This window comes from Aeromicrobium sp. SORGH_AS_0981, from assembly GCF_031453195.1.
Taxonomy (GTDB): Bacteria; Actinomycetota; Actinomycetes; order Propionibacteriales; family Nocardioidaceae; genus Aeromicrobium.
Window position 1 is genome coordinate 270,107 of sequence record NZ_JAVIZD010000001.1, and the last position, 21,273, is coordinate 291,379.

General features: G+C 74.1%; 27 protein-coding genes and 2 pseudogenes. 16 read left to right on the forward strand and 13 right to left on the reverse strand.

The features are described from left to right. Positions 1–159 precede the first annotated feature (159 nt). Both QE370_RS01415 and QE370_RS01420 read left to right on the forward strand, forming a co-directional pair. Positions 160–834, forward strand: a pseudogene (locus QE370_RS01415) (aminotransferase class I/II-fold pyridoxal phosphate-dependent enzyme); the annotation flags it as partial. 97 nt (positions 835–931) lie between these two features. Beyond that, positions 932–1,276 (forward strand): aminotransferase class I/II-fold pyridoxal phosphate-dependent enzyme, encoded by a 345-nt coding sequence (locus tag QE370_RS01420; protein ID WP_309635220.1) that lies wholly within the window; start codon positions 932–934, stop codon positions 1,274–1,276. A 100-nt stretch (positions 1,277–1,376) separates the two neighbouring features. On the opposite strand, the gene QE370_RS01425 is transcribed toward QE370_RS01420, so the two are convergent. Further along, positions 1,377–1,862, reverse strand: coding sequence for an Lrp/AsnC family transcriptional regulator (locus QE370_RS01425; protein ID WP_253023910.1), 486 nt, complete (start codon positions 1,860–1,862; stop codon positions 1,377–1,379). 118 nt (positions 1,863–1,980) lie between these two features. Between QE370_RS01425 and hppD the strand changes: the two genes are divergently transcribed. From hppD to QE370_RS01465, 8 genes and pseudogenes are all read left to right on the forward strand, one after another. Then, complete coding sequence (gene hppD / locus QE370_RS01430; RefSeq protein ID WP_309633139.1) at positions 1,981–3,273, forward strand: 4-hydroxyphenylpyruvate dioxygenase; 1,293 nt, start codon at positions 1,981–1,983, stop codon at positions 3,271–3,273. Continuing rightward, positions 3,273–4,529 (forward strand): homogentisate 1,2-dioxygenase domain-containing protein, encoded by a 1,257-nt coding sequence (locus tag QE370_RS01435; RefSeq protein WP_309633140.1) that lies wholly within the window; start codon positions 3,273–3,275, stop codon positions 4,527–4,529. Before hppD ends, QE370_RS01435 begins: the two co-directional genes overlap by 1 nt. Continuing rightward, positions 4,526–5,329 (forward strand): annotated as a pseudogene (locus QE370_RS01440) (fumarylacetoacetate hydrolase family protein); the annotation flags it as partial. The gene QE370_RS01435 and the pseudogene QE370_RS01440, both read left to right, overlap by 4 nt. A 97-nt stretch (positions 5,330–5,426) precedes the next feature. Continuing rightward, positions 5,427–5,696, forward strand: a complete 270-nt coding sequence (locus QE370_RS01445) for a fumarylacetoacetate hydrolase family protein (protein WP_309633141.1) — start codon at positions 5,427–5,429, stop codon at positions 5,694–5,696. Between the two features lie 104 nt (positions 5,697–5,800). Then, positions 5,801–6,715, forward strand: a complete 915-nt coding sequence (locus tag QE370_RS01450; protein ID WP_253027347.1) for an acyl-CoA dehydrogenase — start codon at positions 5,801–5,803, stop codon at positions 6,713–6,715. After that, positions 6,712–7,425 (forward strand): PIG-L family deacetylase, encoded by a 714-nt coding sequence (locus QE370_RS01455; RefSeq protein WP_309633142.1) that lies wholly within the window; start codon positions 6,712–6,714, stop codon positions 7,423–7,425. The genes QE370_RS01450 and QE370_RS01455 overlap by 4 nt, the downstream gene beginning before the upstream one ends. Next, positions 7,422–7,976, forward strand: coding sequence for a bifunctional 2-polyprenyl-6-hydroxyphenol methylase/3-demethylubiquinol 3-O-methyltransferase UbiG (locus tag QE370_RS01460; RefSeq protein ID WP_253027345.1), 555 nt, complete (start codon positions 7,422–7,424; stop codon positions 7,974–7,976). The genes QE370_RS01455 and QE370_RS01460 overlap by 4 nt, the downstream gene beginning before the upstream one ends. Further along, positions 7,969–8,691 carry a glycosyltransferase gene (locus tag QE370_RS01465; protein ID WP_309633143.1) on the forward strand — a complete coding sequence of 241 codons (723 nt, stop codon included), beginning with the start codon at positions 7,969–7,971 and terminating at the stop codon, positions 8,689–8,691. The genes QE370_RS01460 and QE370_RS01465 overlap by 8 nt, the downstream gene beginning before the upstream one ends. A 4-nt stretch (positions 8,692–8,695) precedes the next feature. Here the strand turns inward: QE370_RS01465 and QE370_RS01470 are convergent, their stop codons facing one another. The 7 genes from QE370_RS01470 to QE370_RS01500 are packed head-to-tail and all read right to left on the reverse strand — an operon-like array spanning position 8,696 to position 11,558. Further along, a complete protein-coding gene (locus QE370_RS01470) occupies positions 8,696–9,277 on the reverse strand; it encodes a hypothetical protein (protein WP_309633144.1) in 582 nt (193 codons plus the stop codon). 5 nt (positions 9,278–9,282) lie between these two features. Continuing rightward, positions 9,283–9,861, reverse strand: a complete 579-nt coding sequence (locus QE370_RS01475; RefSeq protein WP_253025136.1) for a DUF6286 domain-containing protein — start codon at positions 9,859–9,861, stop codon at positions 9,283–9,285. Between the two features lie 28 nt (positions 9,862–9,889). After that, complete coding sequence (locus tag QE370_RS01480) at positions 9,890–10,288, reverse strand: Asp23/Gls24 family envelope stress response protein (protein WP_309633145.1); 399 nt, start codon at positions 10,286–10,288, stop codon at positions 9,890–9,892. Further along, positions 10,281–10,460, reverse strand: coding sequence for a DUF2273 domain-containing protein (locus QE370_RS01485; RefSeq protein WP_067859894.1), 180 nt, complete (start codon positions 10,458–10,460; stop codon positions 10,281–10,283). Before QE370_RS01485 ends, QE370_RS01480 begins: the two co-directional genes overlap by 8 nt. A 41-nt stretch (positions 10,461–10,501) precedes the next feature. Continuing rightward, positions 10,502–10,801 carry a hypothetical protein gene (locus QE370_RS01490; RefSeq protein WP_253025132.1) on the reverse strand — a complete coding sequence of 100 codons (300 nt, stop codon included), beginning with the start codon at positions 10,799–10,801 and terminating at the stop codon, positions 10,502–10,504. Further along, on the reverse strand, positions 10,798–11,121 hold the full coding sequence (locus QE370_RS01495) for a hypothetical protein (protein ID WP_253025130.1): 324 nt from the start codon (positions 11,119–11,121) through the stop codon (positions 10,798–10,800). The genes QE370_RS01490 and QE370_RS01495 overlap by 4 nt, the downstream gene beginning before the upstream one ends. Continuing rightward, positions 11,118–11,558: an Asp23/Gls24 family envelope stress response protein gene (locus tag QE370_RS01500; RefSeq protein ID WP_253025128.1), complete on the reverse strand. Its 441-nt coding sequence runs from the start codon at positions 11,556–11,558 to the stop codon at positions 11,118–11,120. The genes QE370_RS01495 and QE370_RS01500 overlap by 4 nt, the downstream gene beginning before the upstream one ends. 150 nt (positions 11,559–11,708) lie before the next feature. Between QE370_RS01500 and QE370_RS01505 the strand changes: the two genes are divergently transcribed. From QE370_RS01505 to QE370_RS01515, 3 genes are read left to right on the forward strand one after another with little or no spacing between them, the layout of a single operon-like run. Continuing rightward, the gene (locus QE370_RS01505; RefSeq protein WP_253025127.1) at positions 11,709–12,329 is read left to right on the forward strand and encodes an RNA polymerase sigma factor; all 621 of its coding nucleotides are present in this window, start codon (positions 11,709–11,711) and stop codon (positions 12,327–12,329) included. Then, complete coding sequence (locus QE370_RS01510) at positions 12,326–12,844, forward strand: hypothetical protein (RefSeq protein ID WP_309633146.1); 519 nt, start codon at positions 12,326–12,328, stop codon at positions 12,842–12,844. The genes QE370_RS01505 and QE370_RS01510 overlap by 4 nt, the downstream gene beginning before the upstream one ends. Then, positions 12,841–13,224 (forward strand): SRPBCC family protein, encoded by a 384-nt coding sequence (locus QE370_RS01515; RefSeq protein ID WP_309633147.1) that lies wholly within the window; start codon positions 12,841–12,843, stop codon positions 13,222–13,224. The genes QE370_RS01510 and QE370_RS01515 overlap by 4 nt, the downstream gene beginning before the upstream one ends. Positions 13,225–13,261: 37 nt before the next feature. Here the strand turns inward: QE370_RS01515 and QE370_RS01520 are convergent, their stop codons facing one another. Continuing rightward, on the reverse strand, positions 13,262–13,864 hold the full coding sequence (locus tag QE370_RS01520) for an NAD(P)H-dependent oxidoreductase (RefSeq protein WP_309633148.1): 603 nt from the start codon (positions 13,862–13,864) through the stop codon (positions 13,262–13,264). 175 nt (positions 13,865–14,039) lie between these two features. On the opposite strand from QE370_RS01520, the gene QE370_RS01525 reads away from it, so the two are divergent. Beyond that, entirely contained in the window at positions 14,040–14,606 is a 567-nt protein-coding gene (locus QE370_RS01525; protein WP_067859913.1) for a TetR/AcrR family transcriptional regulator, read from the forward strand. A 79-nt stretch (positions 14,607–14,685) separates the two neighbouring features. Beyond that, positions 14,686–16,173, forward strand: coding sequence for an MFS transporter (locus QE370_RS01530; RefSeq protein ID WP_309633149.1), 1,488 nt, complete (start codon positions 14,686–14,688; stop codon positions 16,171–16,173). Here the strand turns inward: QE370_RS01530 and QE370_RS01535 are convergent. After that, positions 16,170–17,165 carry an IS481 family transposase gene (locus tag QE370_RS01535; protein ID WP_309632998.1) on the reverse strand — a complete coding sequence of 332 codons (996 nt, stop codon included), beginning with the start codon at positions 17,163–17,165 and terminating at the stop codon, positions 16,170–16,172. The two genes, QE370_RS01530 and QE370_RS01535, sit on opposite strands and share 4 nt — an antisense overlap. Before the next feature lie 119 nt (positions 17,166–17,284). Then, on the reverse strand, positions 17,285–18,457 hold the full coding sequence (locus tag QE370_RS01540; protein WP_309633150.1) for a DUF4185 domain-containing protein: 1,173 nt from the start codon (positions 18,455–18,457) through the stop codon (positions 17,285–17,287). Positions 18,458–18,512: 55 nt separating this feature from the next. Between QE370_RS01540 and QE370_RS01545 the strand changes: the two genes are divergently transcribed. Further along, a complete protein-coding gene (locus tag QE370_RS01545; RefSeq protein WP_309633151.1) occupies positions 18,513–19,463 on the forward strand; it encodes a hypothetical protein in 951 nt (316 codons plus the stop codon). Between the two features lie 74 nt (positions 19,464–19,537). Here the strand turns inward: QE370_RS01545 and QE370_RS01550 are convergent, their stop codons facing one another. Next, entirely contained in the window at positions 19,538–19,945 is a 408-nt protein-coding gene (locus QE370_RS01550; RefSeq protein ID WP_309633152.1) for an ester cyclase, read from the reverse strand. A gap of 1 nt (position 19,946) precedes the next feature. Next, positions 19,947–21,269 carry a glycosyltransferase gene (locus QE370_RS01555; protein ID WP_309633153.1) on the reverse strand — a complete coding sequence of 441 codons (1,323 nt, stop codon included), beginning with the start codon at positions 21,267–21,269 and terminating at the stop codon, positions 19,947–19,949. Positions 21,270–21,273 lie beyond the last annotated feature (4 nt).

Sequence of the window (21,273 nt, forward strand, 5' to 3'; positions counted from 1 at the left end):
TCCCTCGACCCACGCACCATCATGGGACCAAAGTCCCTGGTCGTCAGGGAAACGCGTCAAATGGTGCCCGGCTCGCCGTCCCGCGGGCGCGTAGGGTCGCGAGGGATGAGGACGCAGAGCAGCCGGATCGACGGCCTGGGCACCACGATCTTCGCGCGGATGAGCGCGCTCGCCGCCGCGACGGGCGCCGTGAACCTCGGTCAGGGCTTCCCCGACACCGACGGGCCCGACGTCGTGCGCGAGGCAGCGGTCGAGGCGCTGCGCGGCGGCGCGAACCAGTACGCGCCCGGGGTCGGCGTGCCCGCCCTGCGCGAGGCCGTCGCCGAGCACCAGCGCCGCTGGTACGGCCTCGACGTCGATCCCGACACCGAGGTCGTCGTGACGACCGGCGCCACCGAGGCGATCGCCGCCGCGGTGCTGGGCATCGTCGAGCCCGGCGACGAGGTCGTCGTGCTCGAGCCGTACTACGACTCCTACGTCGCGGTGCTCCAGATGGCCGGCGCGGTGCGTCGACCCGTGACGCTGCGCGCGCCCGACTTCCGGCTCCCGCTCGAGCAGCTGCGCGCCGCCGTGACGCCACGGACGACCGCGATCCTGCTGAACACGCCGCACAACCCGACCGGCACCGTGCTGACCCCGGACGAGCTCGCGGCCGTCGCGCAGGTGGCGCGCGAGCACGACCTCGTCGTCATCAGCGACGAGGTGTACGAGCACCTCACCTTCGACGTCCCCCACGTGCCGATCGCGACGCTGCCGGGCATGTGGGAGCGGACGCTCACGATCTCCAGCGGCGGCAAGACGTTCTCCTTCACCGGCTGGAAGGTCGGGTGGGCGAGCGGGCCGGCGCCCCTCGTCGCGTCGGTGCTCGGCGCCAAGCAGTTCCTCACCTTCACGTCGGGGGTCGCCGCTGCAGCCCGCCGTCGCCGCGGCCCTGCGGCTCGACGACGACTACTTCGCGGACTTCCGCGCGGGGATGCGCGCACGTCGCGACCGGCTCTGCGCGGGGCTGGCCGACGTCGGCCTCGGCGTCGTCGTGCCCGACGGCACGTACTTCGCCACCACCGACATCCGCCCGCTCGGGTTCGAGGACGGCCTCGACTTCTGCCTGCGCCTGCCCGAGCTGGCCGGGGTCGTCGCCGTCCCCCACCAGGTGTTCCACGACCCCGACACCCCCCTCGAGGACAACCCCGGCCGCCCCTACGTCCGGTGGGCGTTCTGCAAGCGTCCCGAGGTGATCGACGAGGCCGTGCGTCGGCTCGGGTCGCTGCGGGTCTGACGGTGTACCACGGTCCCGTGGTGAACGTCGTCCTCCCTCGGGAAGCTTGCCTCGGGGGGACGGGGTCTACCACGGGACCGTGGTAAACCGCGCCGGGCGGTCAGCGGTAGCGGGGGGCGCGGCCGCCAGCCTGGACGTCGCGGGCGAGGACGGGGAGGACGCGGGGGGCGACGAGCTCGCTGAGCACGACGATGCTGGTGGAGCGGACGATCGAGCCCGAGGTGCTCATGTGGAGGAGCACGTCCTGCAGGTCGGCGTGCGACGACGCGGCGATCTTGCAGACCACGTCGGCGGTGCCGCTCGTGACGTAGGCCTCGAGCACGTTCGGCAGCGACTCGAGCTCGGCGCGCACGTCGTCGAGGCGGCCCTGCGCGATCTCCAGCGTCGCGAAGGCAAGGACGGTGTGGCCGGCGGCGGCGAGGTCGACGTCGGGGCCGTAGCCCGTGATGACGCCCGACGCCTCCATCTTCGCCAGCCGCGACTGCACGGTCGCGCGGGCGACGCCGACGACCCGCGACAGCTCGAGGTCACCGGCGCGCGGGTGCTCACGCAGCGCCTCGACGAGGGCGAGGTCGAGAGCATCCACGGCGACTCCTGGGCAGATCGACTAGTCCACAGCCAGCCTACTCGGCAGAGGTGGCCGACCTGACCAGGACGAGACGGGCAGGTTGCCAAGACGCGACCCAGCAGGTGACCTGGGGCACATGACGACCACGCCGACGCACGCCCCGACGACCGACCAGACCGCCGCCCTCACCGGCAGCGAGCGGCTCGCCCAGCTCGACCTCGACCAGCTCCGCCAGCTCGTGGGCCTCGTCGAGTACGACGCCTCGCACGACCCGTTCCCCGTCACCGGCTGGGACGCGGTCGTGTGGGCGGTCGGCAACGCGACGCAGGCCGCCGGCTACTACGAGAACGTCTACGGCATGGAGGTCGTCGCCTACTCGGGCCCGGAGACCGGCAACCGCGACCACCACGCCTACGTGCTCCAGGGCGGCGCCGTCCGGTTCGTGCTGTGCGGTGCCGTCGACCCCGACTCGACGATCGCCGACCACCACCGCGCGCACGGCGACGGCGTCGTCGACATCGCCCTCGAGGTGCCCGACGTCGACCGCTGCGTCGAGCACGCCCGCGCGCAGGGCGCCACGGTGCTCGAGGAGCCGCACGACGTGACCGACGAGCACGGCACCGTCCGCCGGGCGGCGATCGCGACGTACGGCGACACGCGCCACTCCCTCGTCGACCGCAGCAGGTACTCCGGTCCGTACCTGCCCGGCTTCGTCGAGCGCCGCACCACCGCGCGCCCCGCCACGGCGGGGGTGCCGGGCCACGGGCGGCAGGACAGCACGGCGGGGGTGCCGGGCCACGGGCGGCAGAACGACGCCGTGTTCCAGGCGCTCGACCACGTCGTCGGCAACGTCGAGCTGGGTCACATGGACGAGTGGGTCGACTTCTACCACCGGGTCATGGGCTTCACGAACATGGCCGAGTTCATCGGCGACGACATCGCGACCGACTACTCGGCGCTGATGAGCAAGGTCGTGGCCAGCGGCAACCACCGGGTGAAGTTCCCGCTCAACGAGCCGGCGGTCGCGAGGAAGAAGTCGCAGATCGACGAGTACCTGGAGTTCTACCGCGGGCCCGGCGCGCAGCACCTCGCGCTCGCGACGGCCGACATCCTGGCCGCCGTCGACGTCCTCCGCGAGCGCGGCGTGGAGTTCCTGGCGACCCCCGACAGCTACTACACCGACCCGGAGCTGCGGGCCCGCATCGGCGAGGTGCGGGTGCCGATCGAGGAGCTGCAGCGTCGCGGCATCCTGGTCGACCGCGACGAGGACGGCTACCTGCTGCAGATCTTCACCAAGCCCGTGGGCGACCGTCCGACCGTGTTCTTCGAGCTGATCGAGCGGCACGGCTCGCTCGGGTTCGGCAAGGGCAACTTCCAGGCGCTGTTCGAGGCCATCGAGCGCGAGCAGGCCAAGCGCGGGAACTTCTGATGGCCCACTACCGGCGCGCCGGGTCGGTGCCGCCGAAGCGCCACACCCAGCACCGCTCCCCCGACGGCCGGCTCTACCGCGAGGAGCTGATGGGCGAGGAGGGCTTCAGCTCCGACTCCTCGCTGCTCTACCACGTGGGCGTGCCGTCGGCGGTGCTCGAGGCGCGCCGGTGGGAGCTGCCCGACCAGTCGACGACGCCCAACGAGCCGCTGCTCCCCCGGCACCTGCGGCTGCACGACCTCTTCACCGACGACCCGGCCGGCGCCGCCGACGGGGGTGCCGGGCCGTGGGCGGCGAAGGAATCGAACCCGGTCGAGCACCGACGGCTGGTGCTGGCCAACGGGGACGTGCGGATCTCCTACGTGGTGGCGGGCGCGGCGTCGCCGCTGTACCGCAACGCCACGGGCGACGAGATCGTGTTCGTCGAGGCCGGCACGGGCGTGCTCGAGACCGTCTTCGGCCACCTGACCTACGGGCCGGGCGACTACCTGGTCGTGCCCCGCGCGACGACGCACCGCTACGTCCCGGACTCGTCGCGCCGCCCAGGGCCCGGCACCCCTGCCGCGGAGCCGTCGCGCCTGTACTGCATCGAGGCGAACGGCCACGTGGCCCCGCCGAGGCGCTACCTGTCGCGCTACGGCCAGCTGCTGGAGCACGCGCCCTACTGCGAGCGCGACCTGCGCGGCCCGGGCGAGCCCGAGGTCCGCCAGGAGACCGAGGTCGAGGTGCTCGTGAAGCACCGCGGCAGCGGACCCGGAGGCCTCGCAGGCACCGTGCACGTGGTGCCGGAGCACCCGTTCGACGTGGTCGGCTGGGACGGCTGCCTGTACCCCTACGCGCTCAGCGTGCACGACTTCGAGCCGATCACGGGCCGCATCCACCAGCCGCCGCCGGTGCACCAGGTCTTCGAGGGGAACAGCTTCGTGGTCTGCAACTTCGTGCCCCGCAAGGTCGACTACCACCCCCTCGCGATCCCCGTGCCGTACTACCACGCGAACGTCGACAGCGACGAGATCATGTTCTACGTGGACGGCGACTACGAGGCCCGCAAGGGCTCCGGCATCGGCAGGGGCTCGGTCAGCGTGCACCCCGGCGGGCACTCGCACGGTCCGGTCCCCGCGGCGATCGAGGCGAGCCTCGGCGCGGAGTCCTTCGACGAGCTGGCCGTCATGGTCGACACGTTCCGGCCGCTCGAGCTGGGCGAGGGCGGGCGCGCGGTCGACGACGGCGTCTACCACCGCTCCTGGTCGCGATGACGTCGGCGGCGCCGGACTGGGGCACGACGACGTTGCCCTGGTGCTCGTTCAGCGTCGACGACGGCCCGCGCCGGGTCGGCGTCGGCGTGGGCCGCTCGGTGCTCGACGTCGGCGCGGCGCTGCCGTGGCTCGCCGACGAGGTGGCCGACGGCACGCTCGACGCGCTGCTGGCACACGGCCCCGACCGCCGCGACGAGGTACGTCGGGAGGTCGCCGACCTGGTGGGCACGCGGACCGACGACCTCCCTCTCGTGCCGGTGGCCGACGCGACCCTGCACCTGCCGTGGACGGTGCGCGACTACGTCGACTTCTACGCGTCCGAGCACCACGCCGCCGCGGTCGGCCGGCTCTTCCGCCCCGGCGCCGATCCGCTGCCGGCGGCCTGGAAGCACCTGCCGATCGGCTACCACGGGCGTGCGGGCACCGTCGTCGTCTCGGGCACCGACGTCCGTCGTCCGAGCGGCCAGCGTCGCGAGCCCGACGGCGCCGTGACGTTCGGCCCCTCGACGCGGCTCGACCTGGAGGCCGAGGTCGGGTTCGTCGTCGCCGGGCCGGCCACCCGAGGCCCGCTCACGCTGGCCGAGGCCGAGGACCGGCTGTTCGGCGTGGTGCTGGTGAACGACTGGTCGGCGCGCGACCTGCAGGCGTGGGAGTACGTGCCGCTCGGACCGTTCCTGGGCAAGTCGTTCGCGACGTCGGTCTCGGCCTGGGTCGTCCCGATGCAGGCGCTGCGGCACGCCCGGACCGCACCACCACCGCGCGACGTCCCGCTGCTGCCCTACCTCGACGACACGTCGGTGCCGGCGGGCGCGCTCGATCTCGCGCTCGAGGTGCGGATCGACGACGAGGTCGTGTCGCGGCCGCCGTACCCGCGCGATGTACTGGACCCCGGCCCAGATGCTGGCGCACCTGTGCGTCAACGGTGCGTCGGTGCGCCCGGGCGACCTGTTCGCGTCGGGCACCGTGAGCGGACCGGCACGCGGGGAGAGCGGCGCGCTCATCGAGCTCACCGCGAACGGTGCCGAGCCGGTCGTGCTGCGTGACGGCTCCACCCGCGCGTTCCTGCACGACGGCGACGAGGTCACCGTCAGCGCGACGGCACCGGGGCCGGACGGCGGGCGGGTGCCGCTCGGCGAGGTGCGCGGCCGCGTCGTCGCCGGCTCCTGACACCACCCGTCGTCCGCCGGGTGGGAGCGGACGTTTGGCGGGGTCGGGACGGGGTACGGGGACCGCGCGGCCGCCCGGCCGCGACGCCCGACCCGAGGACGGCGATGCACCTCACGGCCGACGTGCTGCGCGAGCGGACCCGAGGGGCCCTGCCGCTGCCCGGGTCCGGCCGGACGCAGGAGCGGCTCGACGCCCTCCGCGAGCTGGGCCGCGAGGACCTCGCCCTGGCCAAGCTGGTCGAGCCCCACCACGACGCGCTCGCGATCGCCGCGGAGCTCGACCACGCCGTCGACCACGACGGCGTGTGGGCGGTCTGGGCCGCGGAGCCGCCCTTCGCCCAGGTGCGGGCAGCGGCGGGCGGTGGACGCTGGCGGCTGCAGGGGCGCAAGGCCTTCTGCTCCGGCGCCGACCTCGTGACGCACGCCCTCGTGACCGCGGACGACGACGGGCGCCCGAGGCTGTTCGCGGTCGACCTCGACCAGCCGGGCCTCTCCCCCGACCCGGACGGCCCGGCGTGGGTGGGCCCGGGGATGGCGGGAGCGCGCACCACGACGCTGCGGCTCGACGACGTCGAGGCTGAGCCCGTCGGCGAGGCGGGCGCCTACGTGGACCGTCCTGGCTTCTGGCACGGCGGCGTCGGGATCGCCGCGGTCTGGGCCGGCGGCGCCGACCGCGTCGCCGAGACGCTCGAGCGGTCGTCGCGGCTCGACGACCACGGCCTGGCCCACCGCGGCCACGTCCGCGTGGCTCTCGCCGGGCTGACCGCCCTCCTGGCGGAGGCGGCGGCCGCCTTCGACGCCGAGCCAGGACGTCGCGACGAGCACCGCGCCCTCGTCGTGCGCGCCGCCGCGGCCCGCGCGGTCGACGACGTCGTCGCCCACGTGGGCCGCGCGACCGGTCCGGGCCCCCTCGCCTTCGACGCGGCGCACGCCCAGCACGTCGCCGACCTGCAGGTCTTCGTGCGCCAGCACCACGCCGAGCGCGACCTCGCCCGCCTCGGCTCACTCGGGGCGACATGACCGCCTCCACGTCGCCGGCCCGCTGGGACGCCACCCTGCGCGACGCGGCGCTGCCCACCGTCGACGACCCGGGCGGCCCGGTCGTCGTGCTCTCCGCGCACCCGGACGACGAGGTCCTCGGCGTCGGGGCGTGGCTCGCCGGACAGGTCGGCCGCCGTCTGCACCTCGTCGTCGCGACCGACGGCGAGCAGTCCCACCCCGGGAGCCCGACGGTCACGCCCGACCAGCTGCGCACCGTGCGGCGCAGGGAGCTGGCCGAGGCACTCGCGGTGCTCGGGCACCCGCAGGTGCGCACGACCCACCTCGGGCTGCGCGACGCCGCCCTGCCCGACGACCGCGAGCCGCTCGTCCGTCTCCTGCGCCCGCTGCTGCGGGCCTCGGCCATCGTGCTCGCGCCGTACGAGCACGACGGGCACGGCGACCACGACGTGCTGGGTGCGGTGGCGCGCGAGCTGGTCCCCGCCGGGACGACGCTGTGGCGCTACCCGGTCTGGCGGTGGACGCGCAGCACGCCCGACGCCGGCGCGGACTGGCTGGAGGGTGCCGCGCTGCTGCCCTCGCCCCCCGGCGCGGCGGAGCGGAAGGCGGCCGCCCTGCGCGCCTTCCGGTCGCAGCTGGAGCCGTGGTCGGACCATCCCGCCGACCAGGTCGTCGTCACCCCGGCGCTGCTCGAGCACGCGCTCACGGCCCCGGAGGTGGTGCTCACGTGACCGACCCGGCCTACTTCGAGGACCTCTACCGGACCGACCCGGACCCCTGGCGCCTCGACACCGCACCCTACGAGGAGCGCAAGCGGGCCCTGACGCTCGCGAGCCTGCCGCGCCCCCGCTACGCCCGCGCGTTCGAGCCCGCGTGCGCGCGGGGCCAGATCACCGCCCTGCTGGCAGAGCGCTGCGACGAGGTCGTCGCGCTCGACCCCGTCGAGGCGGCCCTGGAGCGGGTGCGTGAGCGCGGGCTCACCGGGGTGGGCGTGCAGCGCGGGACGATCCCGGACGACTGGCCCGCCGGGACCTTCGACCTCGTCGTCCTCTCGGAGGTGCTCTACTTCCTCACCGAGGAGCAGCGCGCCAGGTGCGCGGAGCTGACGGTCGCCGGCCTGCGTCCCGGTGGCCACGTCGTCGCCGTCCACTGGCGCCACTCCTTCACCGAGGCGGCGTCGGTGCCCGACGAGGCGCACGTCGACCTGCACACCCCGGCACTGCGCCCGGTGTCCGGCTACCTCGACGACGACGTCCGGCTCGAGGTGCTCGAACGTGCGTGACCCGGACGTCGACGGCGTGGGCGTCGTCGTCCCTGCGCGCGACGAGGAGGACTCGCTGGCGCGGTGCCTGGCCGCGCTGGGCCGGGCCGCCGGCGCCGTCGCCGTCCCCGTGGAGATCGTCGTGGCGGTCAACGCGACGCGGGACCGCAGCGCCGACGTCGCGCGGGCCTGGGGCGCCATCGTCGTCGAGCTGCCGCTGCCCGGGGTGGGCGCCGCCCGCGCCGCGGGGGCGTCGAGGCTGCTCCAGGGCCGCGACGCCGCCCGCACGTGGCTGGCGACGACCGACGCCGACTCCGTGGTGCCGCCGGGCTGGCTGGCCCACCACCTCGCCCTGGCGGCCGACGGCGCGGACGCGGTGGTCGGGACGATCCGTCTCGACGACGCGGAGCTGGGCCACCACACGACCTGGTGGCGGCGCTACCGGGGCGGGCTGGCCAGGACACCGCACGCCCACGTGCACGGGGCCAACCTCGCGGTCCGCGGCAGCCTCTACCTGCAGGTCGGTGGCTTCGCGGCCGTGCCGGCACACGAGGACCGCGACCTGGTGACCCGCCTGGACACCGCGACCGACCGCGTCGTCCGCACGGTCGCGGAGCCGGTGCTGACCTCCGGGCGGACAGAGGGACGGACGCCGAGCGGCGTCGCGCACGACCTGCGCGCAGCCCGTGCGGCCCCTCCGGCGGTGCCGTCGACGCCGTGCCCCGTGGAGGGCTGAGCCCTCAGTGCACGCGTGACAGGCTGCGTCCGCGGGCGGCGACCCGCAGTCGGACGGCGGCCCGCAGGTCGTCGCGTCCGAGCACGTCGTGCAGCTGCGCCGACACCTCGTCGGCGCGCTGCGCCACGTGCGTCAGGTCGGCCTCCGGCTCGATCGTGGCATCGATCCGGGCCACGAGCTCACCGCGGTCGCGGACGACGGACCCACGGGCCGAGCGCACGCCCTCCGTCGCGGCGAACGCGTCGGCGGCAGCGGAGAGGACCTTGCCGGCGAGCGCCTCGCTGCGTCCGTCGTCGCCGCTGCCCTCCAGCCGGAGTCGCGAGACGGTCGGGCGGGTCAGGTGGGCGAGGATCCAGCGCAGCGCCACCAGCGCGACGACGACCGCGACGGCTGCGGTCCCCCACGCCACCGCGGGGTTCTCGAGAGCGTCGGCGACGCGCGCGGTGCTGCTGGTCTCGGGGAGCGTGCTGCCCGAGACCTCGCGGCCGGACCACCACCACAGGCCGGCGAGGCCGGCGACCGCCAGCAGCGCGACGAGCACGAGGGTGGCGAGTCGGTCGACGAGGAGCGTGGTGCGACTGACCATGGTGCTCAGCCCTTCTCGGGTCGGATGGTGACGTCGACCCGCGGGGTGGGGTCGACGGCGGAGCAGACCCGCTCCGCGCGGGCACGGACGGCGCCCTCGAGCTCGCTCTCCCGGTCGGCGGTGGCGACGGACCGAGCCACCACCTTCACGCGCCGGCGCCGGACCGAGACGTCGGCCTCGGTGACGCCGTCGGTGCCGTCGATGGCGGCGCGGACGACCCGCACGAGGTCCTGGCGACGCAGGTGCACGCCGCTGCTGGCGCGCAGCGCCAGGGTGCGGCGCGGGCGGGGCTTGAGCGCCACCGGCAGCAGCAGCACCGCGACGACGAGGGCGACGACGGCAGCGGCGAGCACCGCCGAGGTGCGACCGTCGATCCCGTCGGCCGCGTCGACGACCGTCAGCAGCCACGAGCTGCCCGACACCGAGCCGAGCTGCACGAGGAGGTGCTGGACGGCGACGACGGCCAGGCCGACGAGGGCGAGGGCGATCAGCTGGGCGACGAGCGGCGACGCGCCCGTGCCGGCGGGCGACTTCGCCGCCGCGAGCGGGCGGGTGCCCGTCGAGGGGGTGGTCTCGGAGGTCATGCGGGGTCCTTCGGTCGGGTGGGAGGGGTCAGACGACGCGGCGGGCGGGGGCGTCGAGGTGCACGACGTCGGCGACCGTGACGTCGACACGGCTCACGGTGACGCCGACGAGGGTGTCGACGCGCTCGGTGACGTGCGCGCGGACCCGCTCGACGAGCGGCGCGAGCGGCGTCGGCCACGTCGCCGCGACCTCCACTCTGATCGACGACGTCTCGCCGGCGACCGTGGCCTCGGCGTGCGGCAGGCCCTTGCGGACGAGCTTCGTCCAGCCCTTGCGGGTGTCGACGACGGCCTCGACCTCCGACGCCGCGATCGACGCCACGCGGCTCACGACGCCGTCGGCGATGGTCGTGCGTCCGCGGTCCTCGGGGGCGGGCAGCGGCACCCGCTCTGGCGCGACAGGGGCGAGGGTGGCCGTGTCAGCCACGGTCGCGCCGTCCGAGCAGGCCGGACAGGTCGACCTCCCCGTCGACGTGACCGCCGACGAGGTACCCCGCCCCGCCCAGGACGAGGGCGAGCAGGAAGCCGAGGAAGCCGCCGGTCGCGATGGCGATGGCGAGCAGGAGGCCGGCGATGAGGCCGACGGTGGAGGTGGTCATGGGGTGTCTCCTTGGTGCCGGGATGGGGGTCGTGCGAGGGGTCAGAGGTCGATGTAGCGGCGACGGCGCAGGCGCCGCGCCGGGCGCCGCAACGCCGAGCGGATCCGCGTCAGGGGCGACCGGGGCGGGGGACCCGCGGGTCGGCCCGTCCGCTCCAGGAAGACGTACCGACGGTCCAGCGCCGCGAGCCGGTCCTGCAGCTGCTCGGCGTCGCCGCCGGCGTCGGGGTGGTGGCGACGCACCAGGGCGCGACGTTCCCGACGCCACTGCTCGCGCAGTGCGGCGTCGGCCGGACCCGTGAAGGGGGGTCCGGTCGGTCGCGCCCCGGTGCTGCCGCTCACGACGCGGCCGTGCCGTCCGGGACGACGTCCTCGACGACGACGCGCACGGGCGTGTCGACGAGGGGCGACACCGCCGCGCGGACGGAGTCGGCGAGGTCGCGCAGCCGGGTGCCCATCGTCGCGACGACGTGCACCTCGGTGTCGCCGTCGCGCAGCCGGACCCCGGTGACGCGACGCCCGGGCAGGTAGGTCGCCACCTCGCCGAACGATCCGGCGTGCAGCCCCGCGACCCCGGGCACGCCCAGGGTCGCGGACGCCACCTGCTCGGCCACCGTCGTTGCGGTGTCGGCGGGCTCGGGCGTGTCGGCGGGGGTGGTCACTGGACCCGCGGCTCGCTGGCGGTGTCGTCGGCGCCCTCGTCGGACTCGATGTGGATGTCCTGCACCTCGATGTTCACCTCGACGACGTTGAGGCCGACCATGCGCTCGACCGCGTTGATCACGTTGGTGCGGATGCCGTTGGCGAGGTCGGCGATCGAGACGCCGTACTCCGCGACGAGCTGGATGTCGATGGCGGCCTCCTTCTCGCCCACCTCGACCGAGATGCCCTGCGAGTGGTTGGTGGAGGAGCCCGGGATGCGCTCGCGGATGGCGCCGACGGCGCGGGCGGTGTTGCCACCCAGCGCGTACACGCCGGAGACCTCGCGGGTCGCGATGCCGGCGATCTTCGACACGACGGTGTCGGCGATGGAGGTGCGACCCTGCGTGCTGTCCAGGTCGCTGGAGGTGGTGGTCTTGGCGACGGCCTTCTCGCTCACGTCATCAGTCCTGTTCTGTGTGGTGGGGTGGATCGATCGAACAACCGTGAGAGTCCACCCGCACGCCGAACGTCACGGTGACGTGACCGACGTCACAGTGCGAGCCAGTTCGAGGTGCGCACCCTCCCACCCGGTGGCACGGTCGGAGCGATGACCAGGGGGACGGACGACGAGCAGGTGCCGGGCACCGACGACGGGGGCGCCCGTCCGTCCGACAACGCCCTCGCCCGCCGCGCCGGCCTGGGCGACCGGGCAGCGTTCGAGGAGCTCTTCGCCCGGCTCTTCCCCGCGACGCTGCGCTACGCGACACGTCTGCTCGACGGCGACGAGCGGTCCGCGGAGGACGCCGTGCAGGACGCGTGGATCACCGCGTGGCGCGCGCTGCCGGACTTCGAGGGTCGCTCGAAGGTGCAGACGTGGCTGTTCACGATCGTGCAGCGCGAGGTCTACCGACGCCGTCGCCGCACCCGCCCCCTGGCGGTCGACGACCGCATCCTCGAGCCTCTCGGCCGCGACGACGCCGACCGGCTCGGCGCCGCACGTCGTATCGACCCCGAGCAGGAGGCCGAGCTCGGCGACCTCTGGCGCACGCTGGACCTGGCCCTGGGGGAGCTACCGTGGACCCAGCGCGCGGCATGGGCCCTCCGTGAGCTGGAGGGCTTCTCCTACGCGGAGATCGCCCAGGTGCTCGACACGACTCCGACCGTGGTCCGCGGACAGCTGCACCGCGCCCGACGAAGTCTCGCGATCCGGATGGAGCAGTGGCGATGACGAACCCCGACGTGCCCGACCTCGACCGCTCGAGCGGCGAGCGTGCCCTCGACGTGGCGACCGACCAGCTCCGCCACCAGCCGGCCAGCCCGCACGTCGCGCAGGCTGCCGGCCGCGTCCTCGCCCGGGCCCTCGCCGCCCCCCGACGGGCGACCACGATCGAGACCGCCGACCCGCTGCTGCAGGTCTCCTCGGTCGCGCTCGTGGCGCTGCTGCGTTCGGCGCTCGCCGACGAGGTGGCCGATGCGGCGGTGCGCCGCATCCGGCTCGACGTCCGCGACCGCGGCCGCCTGCACGCCGTGCACCTGGAGCTCGTGGCGCGCTACGGGACGTCGGTCCCGGAGTCCACCGAGGCGACGCACGCGGTGACCCGCCGCGTCCTGGCCCGGACGCTCGGGACGGGGCCGGCGCCGGGCGCCGACGACGTCACCCGCCACGTGCACGTCAGCGACGTCACCCACGGCGACCCGCACCTGGCGGAGCCGCTCGACGAGGACCAGGTGGGCGACGCGTGAGACAGCTGACCGTGCACCGCCACGTCGACGCCGAGCCCGACGTCGTGTGGTCGCTGCTCGTCGACCTCGACGCGTGGCCTCGCTGGGGCCCGTCGGTGCAGCACGCGACCCTCGACGACGAGGCGCCGCTCGGCCTCGGCAGCACGGGCCACGTCCGCACGGCCGTGGGTCTCTCGCTCCCCTTCGCGATCACGTCGTTCGAGCCGGGACGCGCCTGGGCCTGGGCGGTGGCCGGCGTGCCCGCGACGACGCACGCGGTGCGCCCGGAGCCCGACGGCTGCCGACTGTCGATGGGTGCCCCGCTGTGGGCGCCCGCGTACCTGCCCGTGCTGGCCGCGGCGCTCGTGCGGATCGACCGACTCGCCACCACCCTGCGCTGACCAGGGCTCAGCGGGGCACCCCTCGGACGCTCGGGCGTCAGGCGGGGTACGGCTCGCGGGAGAGCAGCCGGGCGAGGTGCGCGGCGTTCGCGGCCGCCGTGCGCAGCGTGCTGAGCGTGGCCTCGGGGGTCTCGTCGAGGTCGCGGTAGTCGACCGTGTGCATGGCCTCGCCGTTCCAGTACGTGCCGCCCTGCGCGGGGATCGTCAGGCCGCAGTCGTCGAGCGCCTGGTACAGGTCGGCCGTGATCTTGTGCGCACCGTCCTCGTTGCCGACGACCCCCACCAGCGCGACCTTGCCGTAGAGGATCGGGTTCCCGTCGTCGCGTGTCTCGGACAGCTCGGCGTCCAGCCGCTCGAGGACCCGGTTCGTGACGCTCGACATCTGCCCCACCCACGTCGGCGTGACCACGACGAGCACGTCGGCGTCGAGCAGCTGTCGACGGATCGCCGGCCACTCGTCGCCGTCGCCCATGTCGGTCTCGACACCTGGCTTGACGTCGAGGTCGACGACCCGCACGGCGGTGCCGACGACGTCGTGCTCGGCGAGGGCGTCGAGGTACTGCTGTGCCATCAGGGCACTGCTCGACGGCGCGTCGCCGGGCTTGAGGGTGCAGTTCAGTGCGAGGGCGGTGAGGGGCACGGGGACTCCATCGGTCGAGGGAGCCGACGTCAAGCCGGCTCCCTCCCGACGTACCCGCCCCGTGCGGGACGAACCGTCACGGGACGGCCGACCCTCGCACCCGGCCGCCCCCGCGGGGTGAGACATTGTGGTCTCATGTGAGACACTACTGTCTCACGACGACCCGGGGAGTGCGATGACACCCGACGAGATCCTGGCTGTCGCCCAACGGCAGCTCAACGCCGACCCCACGTCGTCGATGGCCGACATCGCCCGAGCCGCCCACATCGGCCGCGCGACGCTGCACCGCTACTTCGCCGGACGCGACGAGCTGCTCCTCGAGATCGGCACTCGCTCCCTCGACCGCTGGGAGCAGCGTCTCGACGAGGCAGCGGTCGAGGACGTGGCCGCCGGCGGCGACGGCGGCCTCATCCGGAGCACCGTCGAGCAGCTGCTCGAGCGCTTCACCGACGACTCCGACGACTTCGGCTTCGCCCTCACCGACCACTTCCTGACCGTCGAGCCGGGACTCGCCGCCCGCGCCGAGGCCCTCCACCGGCGCGAGGTCGTGCTCTTCGCCGCCGGACAACGGGCGGGCGTGCTGCGCGACGACGTCAGCGCCGCCTGGCTGTCGACCGCCGGCTACGGCCTTCTCGTCGCCGCGCGCGAGGCCATCCGGGTCGGCGACGTGCCGCGACGCGGCCTTGGCGCCCTCGTCTCCTCCTTCTTCCTCGACGGAGCCTCTGCCCGTCAGCACGACTGAGGCTCCGCACTCCCCACCACGAAGCCTCCGCACTCCGCCACCACGAAGCCTCCGGCTTCGGGAAAGCCTCGGTGACACCGTGACCACCTCTCCCTCCCCCACGACCCCCGCCGTCGACCACCCGCGCCGCTGGGCCGGTCTGGCCGTGCTCGCCGCCAGCCTCCTCGTGGTGGTCATGGACATGACGATCCTCAACGTCGCGCTGCCGGACCTGGCCGCCGAGACCGGCGCCAGCGCTCTGCAGCAGCTGTGGATCGTCGACGCGTACGCCCTCGTCCTGGCCGGCCTGCTCGTGCCCGTCACCGCCCTTGCCGACCGCGTCGGTCGCAAGCGCATGCTGCTCACCGGCTTCACGATCTTCGCCGTCGCCTCCACGGCCGTGCTCTGGGTCGACGACGCATCGGCCGTCATCGCGCTGCGTGTGGCCCTCGGCCTGGGCGGCGCCATGATCATGCCGTCGACCCTGTCGCTCATCCGCACGCTCTTCACCGACCCGCGCGAACGCGCCTACGCGCTCGGCATCTGGGCCGCGATGGCCTCCCTGGGAGCGGCCGTCGGCCCGGTCGTCGGAGGCGCGCTGCTCCAGGCGTGGAGCTGGCACGCGGCCTTCCTCGTGAACGTGCCCGTCATGGTCCTCGGCGTCGCGTTCGGCGTGTGGCTGCTGCCGGAGAGCCGCTCGGCGCGACCCGGCCGCATCGACCCGTTCGGCGTGGTCCTCACGGTCGCCGGCATGGTCACGATGGTCTACGGCGTCAAGGAGCTCGGCAAGGACGGGTTCAGTGGAGTCACCCTGGTCTGCGTCGTCGCGGGCATGACGATGCTGGCCCTCTTCGTGCGACGCAGCCTGCGCCAGGACGCCCCCATGCTCGCGGTCTCGCTGTTCCGCAGTCGCACCTTCCGCGGCGGGGTGGTCGCCGCGCTGGCGAGCAGCATCGCCATGATGGCGCTGCTCTTCGTCGGCTCGCAGTGGCTCCAGCTCGTGGAGGGCCACGGTCCGCTCCTGGCGGGCGTCGCGCTGCTGCCGCTCGCCGTCGGCGGCCTGGTCGCCTCCCCGCTCGCCCCGCGGATCGCCGCCCGCATCGGCGCCCGACGGGCGGTGGTGCTGGGCATGGTCCTGCTCGGCGCAGGACCGCTCCTCATCTTCGCGGCGCCGCAACCGCTCTCCTACGTCGTGGTCGGCCCGGCACTGCTCGTGGTCGGCGTGGGGACGGGTGCGCTCGCGCTAGCCTCGGCCCTCATCATCGGCAGCGCACCACGCGACCAGGTCGGCTCGGCGTCCGCCGTCGAGGAGATCTGCTACGAGTTCGGCGCGGTCATCAGCATCAGCGTGCTCGGCGGCCTCGTCGCCGCGCTCTACCGCAGCGGGCTGCCCGGCGACTCCACCGACGCGACCCGCGAGTCGCTCGCCCTCGCGCTCGACACGCCGGTCGCCGCAGCCGCCCGGGCCTCCTACGCCGAGGCGTTCGGCTGGGTCGGCCTCGCCGCCGGGCTCGTCATGCTCGCGGCAGCGTGGCTCGTGCACCGGCTGCTCCCCGCCGACCTCGACCTCGACGCGCTCGAGCACTAGCTGTGATGTCCAGGCAGGTTGTTGATCCTGCTGATGGGCGGGCCGCCGATGGCGGAGTGGGTCCGGTGGTGATTGTAGGAGTGGATCCAGTGCGGGAGGGCTGAGCGGCGTTCGGTCTCGCTGGAGTAGTGCCGGGCGTAGGCCCAGCCGTCGGCGAGGGTGCGGTGGAAGCGTTCGATCTTGCCGTTGGTCTGGGGTCGGTAGGGCCGGGTCCGTTTGGGGGTGATCGCGAGGTCGGTGCAGGCCTGGGTCCAGGCGTGGGCGCGGTAGCAGCTGCCGTTGTCGGACAAGACGCGTTCGACGGTGACGCCGTGGTCGGCGAACCAGGCCACGGCCCGTTGCAGGACTCCGATCGCGGTGGCGGCTTTCTCGTCGGCGTGGATCTCGGCGTAGGCCAGGCGGGAGTAGTCATCGATGACGGTGTGCACGAACGCGGTGCCGATGACCGGGCGGTAGGTCGGGCTCCGCTCACCGGTTCTGGTCGCGGTGGCGATGGCGTTGACCCGCCCTTGCTGTCGCCCGACGAAGCGGTGGCCTCCGCCGTCGGGGATGTTCGCGAACTTGGTGACGTCGACGTGGATCATCGATCCTGGATGTGGGTGTTCGTAGCGGCGGATCGGTTCACCGGTGACCCGGTCGATGTGACGCAGCCGGTTGAGCCGACAACGCACCAGAACAGCGTGGACGGTCGACGGTGCCAGACCGAGCTGCCCGCCGATCTGCACCGGCCCGAGACGCTGACGCCACCGCAGAGCGACGATCTGGCGCTTCACCGCCTCGGACGTGCGATGTGGGCACGAGCGCGGCCGGCTCGAGCGGTCGACCATCCCGGCAGGCCCTTCCGTGCGGAACCTGCTCGCCCACTTGCGGGCGGTCGGGACAGAGACCATGAACATCTTCGCCGCCGCAGTCACGGGCCAGTCGTCCTCGACGATCAGTTTCGCGAGCCTCAACCGGGCGCGTGGGGTCAGAGCAGCGTTAGCGTGGGACACGAAGGCCTCCTGGTGCGTGAAGCGGTTCCTAGACAGCTCCACTCTCACCACAGGAGGCCTTCACCCTTCACCCAGGTCGACAACAACGTCCCTGGACATCACAACTAGCGGGGCGGACGTCAGCGCGGCAGCGGGATCCGCAGGAACCGCGGGCGGTAGACGAACGGGTCGCGCGCGACCTCCGCGAGGTCGGTGTCGTTCTGGCTGTAGGAGACGACGACCGACCCTCGCTCGGGCAGCAGGTCGGGGTGGGCCAGCGGCATGTACCGCAGGCGCCCGTCGGGCTCGCTGGGGATCTGGGCGACCGGGGCGCTCGGGGTGAACGGCCCTGTCGGCCGCGACGCCGACCACACGACGAGGTCCTTGCCGAGGAACTCGTCGCGCTTGCTCACCGCGTACCAGCGGCCGTCCCGCTCGAAGACGCTGAGCGTCTGCGAGACCCCGCCCTCGGCGGGGATCAGGGTGGCCAGGTCGGAGGCGTCGCGGGTCCACGCCCGACCGTTCCAGTAGCGGTAGCGGTCGGGGCGCAACACGTCGTCGGGCCGCACCCGCGCCACGTGCAGGCTGAACCCGAACACCAGGCCGCGACCGGGACGCGCCGTCCCGTAGAGGTAGACCCAGCCGTCGGACACGGCCGTCGCGGCGCCCCACGTCGGACGACGGGGGTCGTCGTCGTCCGGGCCGACGTCGCGCACCCCGAGCAGCTGGGGCGTCCGCCCGCGCTCCACGACGAACAGCGCGAGCGCGGGCCCCAGGTTGTCGAACGCGAGCGGGCCGTCGGGAGCGTCGGCGCCCTTGACGCGCTGCGCCGACACACCCACCAGGTCGTAGCCCGGTCGCTCGATCTTGGCGACCGACATCGGCCAGTAGCCGACGCCGTCGGCCCGGTCGGGGATGAGCGCGCCGTGGTCGGCGGGCAGCACGACCTGCGCGCAGCCCGGCTCGAACACGAGCATCGAGTTGCGCACGAAGCGCTGGCCGTCGAAGTCAACCGACCGGAGGGTGTCGCCGAAGAGCCAGAGCCGCCGCCCGTCCTGCAGGGTCACGTCGGCGCCGACGTCGGCGCCCTGGAACGCCCCCGAGCCACGGACCTGCGTGACGAGCCGGTTGAGGTCGGGTACCGAGCGGACAGGCTCGATCGGCAGGCAGCGGGTCTCGCTCGCCTCGGGCACCGTCGGCGCCGACGGCGGGTCGGCCCGGCCCGAGAAGGCGACGAGGGACAGCATGAGCAGGAGCGCCGGCCCGGTGACGGCCGCCACCCGGATCCGCCACGGCACGCGCTGCACTCCCACGGCACCACGATGTCACGGCGACGGGGCGGGCCCTGGCGTGACCTACAGTCGGCGCGTGAGGGGTCGCGTCTGGGTGCCGCTGGTGGTCGCCGTCGCCGTGCAGCTGGCCGGCGTGGTCGCGGTCTTCGCCTGGGTCGCGGGCGACGACCTGCACGAGGCGCCGCTCGGCGTGGTCGCCCCGGCCGTGGTCGGCCAGACGCTCGCCGACCGCGCTGCCGCCGATCCCGACAGCCCGTTCACGGTCGTGCGACCGCCGTCGGCCGCAGCAGCCCGTGGGCTCGTCGACGACGGCACGCTGGTGGGCGCTGCGGTGGTCGACCTCGCTCGCTCCGACGACGTCCTGCTCCTGCCACGGCGGGCCTCGCCGGACCAGCGGGCGGCGGTCGAGGCAGCCGTCCGGGTCACGTCGGCGCGGCTGGGTCGGGGCGTGGAGGTCGAGCTGGTCGGGCCGTCGCTGTCGGCGGGCGGACGCGCCGCCGTCACCTGGCTCCCGGTCCTGGCCGTGGGCGCTGGCATCGTCACCTCCGGCGTGCTCACGGTCCGCTCCGGCCGGTTGCCGCGGACGTGGCCGGGCGCCCTGCGACGTCTGCGCGTGATCGGGGCGGTGGCGGTGCTGGTCGGCGGCGTCGGCGGCCTGGTCGGCGCACTGCTCGCGACGGGACCGGTGCTCCTGTGGTGGCCGGCGCTCTCCCTGCTGGTGCTGACCGGCGCGCTCGTGTCGCAGGCGCTCGAGCACCTGATGGACGCGTGGGGCTGGGGGCTCGCCGTCACCCTCCTCGTCCTCACGGCGCTACCCGACCTCGCCGGCACGGGCACCTGGATGCAGCCGGTCGTGTGGCGCGAGGTCACGACGCTGCTGCCGCACGCGGCCGGCATCGAGATCCTGCAGCAGCTCACCGGCGGCACGGCCGGCGCGCTCTGGCGCCCGTGGGCGGTGCTCGCCGTCTGGTGTGCCGTGGGTGGCGCCACGTCGACGCTCGCCCGGCGCGAGCGCTCGGCTGGCTGAGCAGACCGCCCTGCCGACCGCAGGCACCAGGCCGCCGTGCCCGTCGTAAATCAGTCGGCGGATCAGCCAGCGGATCAGTCGGCGAGCGCGCCGACCTGCGACAGCAGCTCGACCTGGTCGAAGTACAGGTGCTCCGACCGCAGTCGGCTGCCGTCGACCTCGTAGACGGCGGCCCACCGGAAGGACACCTCGCGCCCGGTCGGCGCGAGGCTGCCGCCGGCACCGCGCAGGGTGCCTGTGTGCGTGCCGACGAAGCGGCCCTCCGCCGCCACGCGTGACCCGCTTCCGAGCACGGAGATCAGCTCGAGGCGGCCGTCCGGGAAGCCGTCGTGGAAGACCCGGAGGAAGGCGAGCACGGCCTCCCGGCCCGAGGCCGACGCCCCGGGCGCGATGATCTCCGCGTCCTCGGACCAGGGCTCGGCGGCCTCGTCGCGGGCGTTGAACGCGTCGACGTGACGTCGGACGACCTCGTGGCTCGACATCTCACGACTCCTTCGTCAGGGGCGGGTGGGGAACCTGCTGGAGGACCAGGGCCTCCACGTCGTCGACCAGCCCGACCACCCCGCTGGACCGGGCGATCGCGACGCCGACCTCGTGCGCTCGGCGGGCGTACGCACCGTCGTCGAGCACCGCCCGCACGGCACGCCCCACGGCGGCCGGGGTCGGGCGGCCGGTCCGCAGGTTGATGCCGACCCCGGCGTGCTGCACGCGGGTCGACGTCTCGACCTTGTCCTCGGAGTCCCCGGCGATGACGATCGGGACACCGTGGCGCATCGCGTGGTGCAGCCCACCGTAGCCACCGTTCGTGACGAGCACGTCGGTGCGGGCCAGCAGCTCGTCGTAGGGCAGGTAGCTGGCGACGAAGACGTTCGCGGGCAGCGGGCCGAGGTCGTCCAGCGCGGACGTCGGGCGACCGCCGGTCGTCACGGCGACCTGCACGTCACGGTCCGCCAGGGCCTCGACGGTCGGCCCGACGACCTCGGTGAAGTCGGTGTTGGCGACCGTCCCTTGGGTCACGTGCACGAGCGGGAGGTGCGGGTCGAGGTCGTCGAACCAAGCGGGTGTCGCGACGTCGGCGACCTCGGCTGCCGGCGGGACCATCGGGCCGTAGAAGCGCAGGCCTGCCGGCGCGTCGGAGCGTGCGTACTCGAACTCGGGGACGGTGAACTGGGCGAGCAGGTCGCTGCGGTCGAGTACGTCCATGAAGAAGGCGCCGTCGAGCCCCGGCGCGCCGACGTCGGCGAGGAAGCGGTCGAGGCTGCGGTGGACGGGCCGGAGCACCACGCGCGACGTGCGGTACAGCAGGCGGTTGCGGAGCCGGTTCGGCACCGTCCGTCGCCACGGCACGAGTCCGAGTCCGTAGGGCGCGGTGTCGACGCTGCTGAACCCGGCCGGACCGATCCCGCACAGCACGGTCGCGGGACGCTGGTCACGGGGGCGCGAGAAGAGCGTCTGCACACCCAGGAAGGTCATGTCGTGGAGGACGACGTCGGCGGGCTCGTCGGCGAGCATCTGCTCGAGTGCCTGTCCGGCCGGCGCAGCTGGGGCGACGAAGGCCTGTTCCACGCCGTGGTTGATGGTGGCGAGGCCACGGGTGCGCTCCCCCGCCCCGATGGAGTCGAGCGTGTCGGCCTCGGCCGGCAGCGCCACGAACTCCGCTCCGCTCGCGCGCACGGGAGCCTCGTAGCCAGCTCCCGTGAGCATCCTCACCCGCCATCCGCGGCGGACGAGCTCGCCGGCCACCACGGACAGCGGTCCGACGTGTCCGGTCGCCGGCATGCTGCACAGCACCGCGCTGCGGCTCATGGGC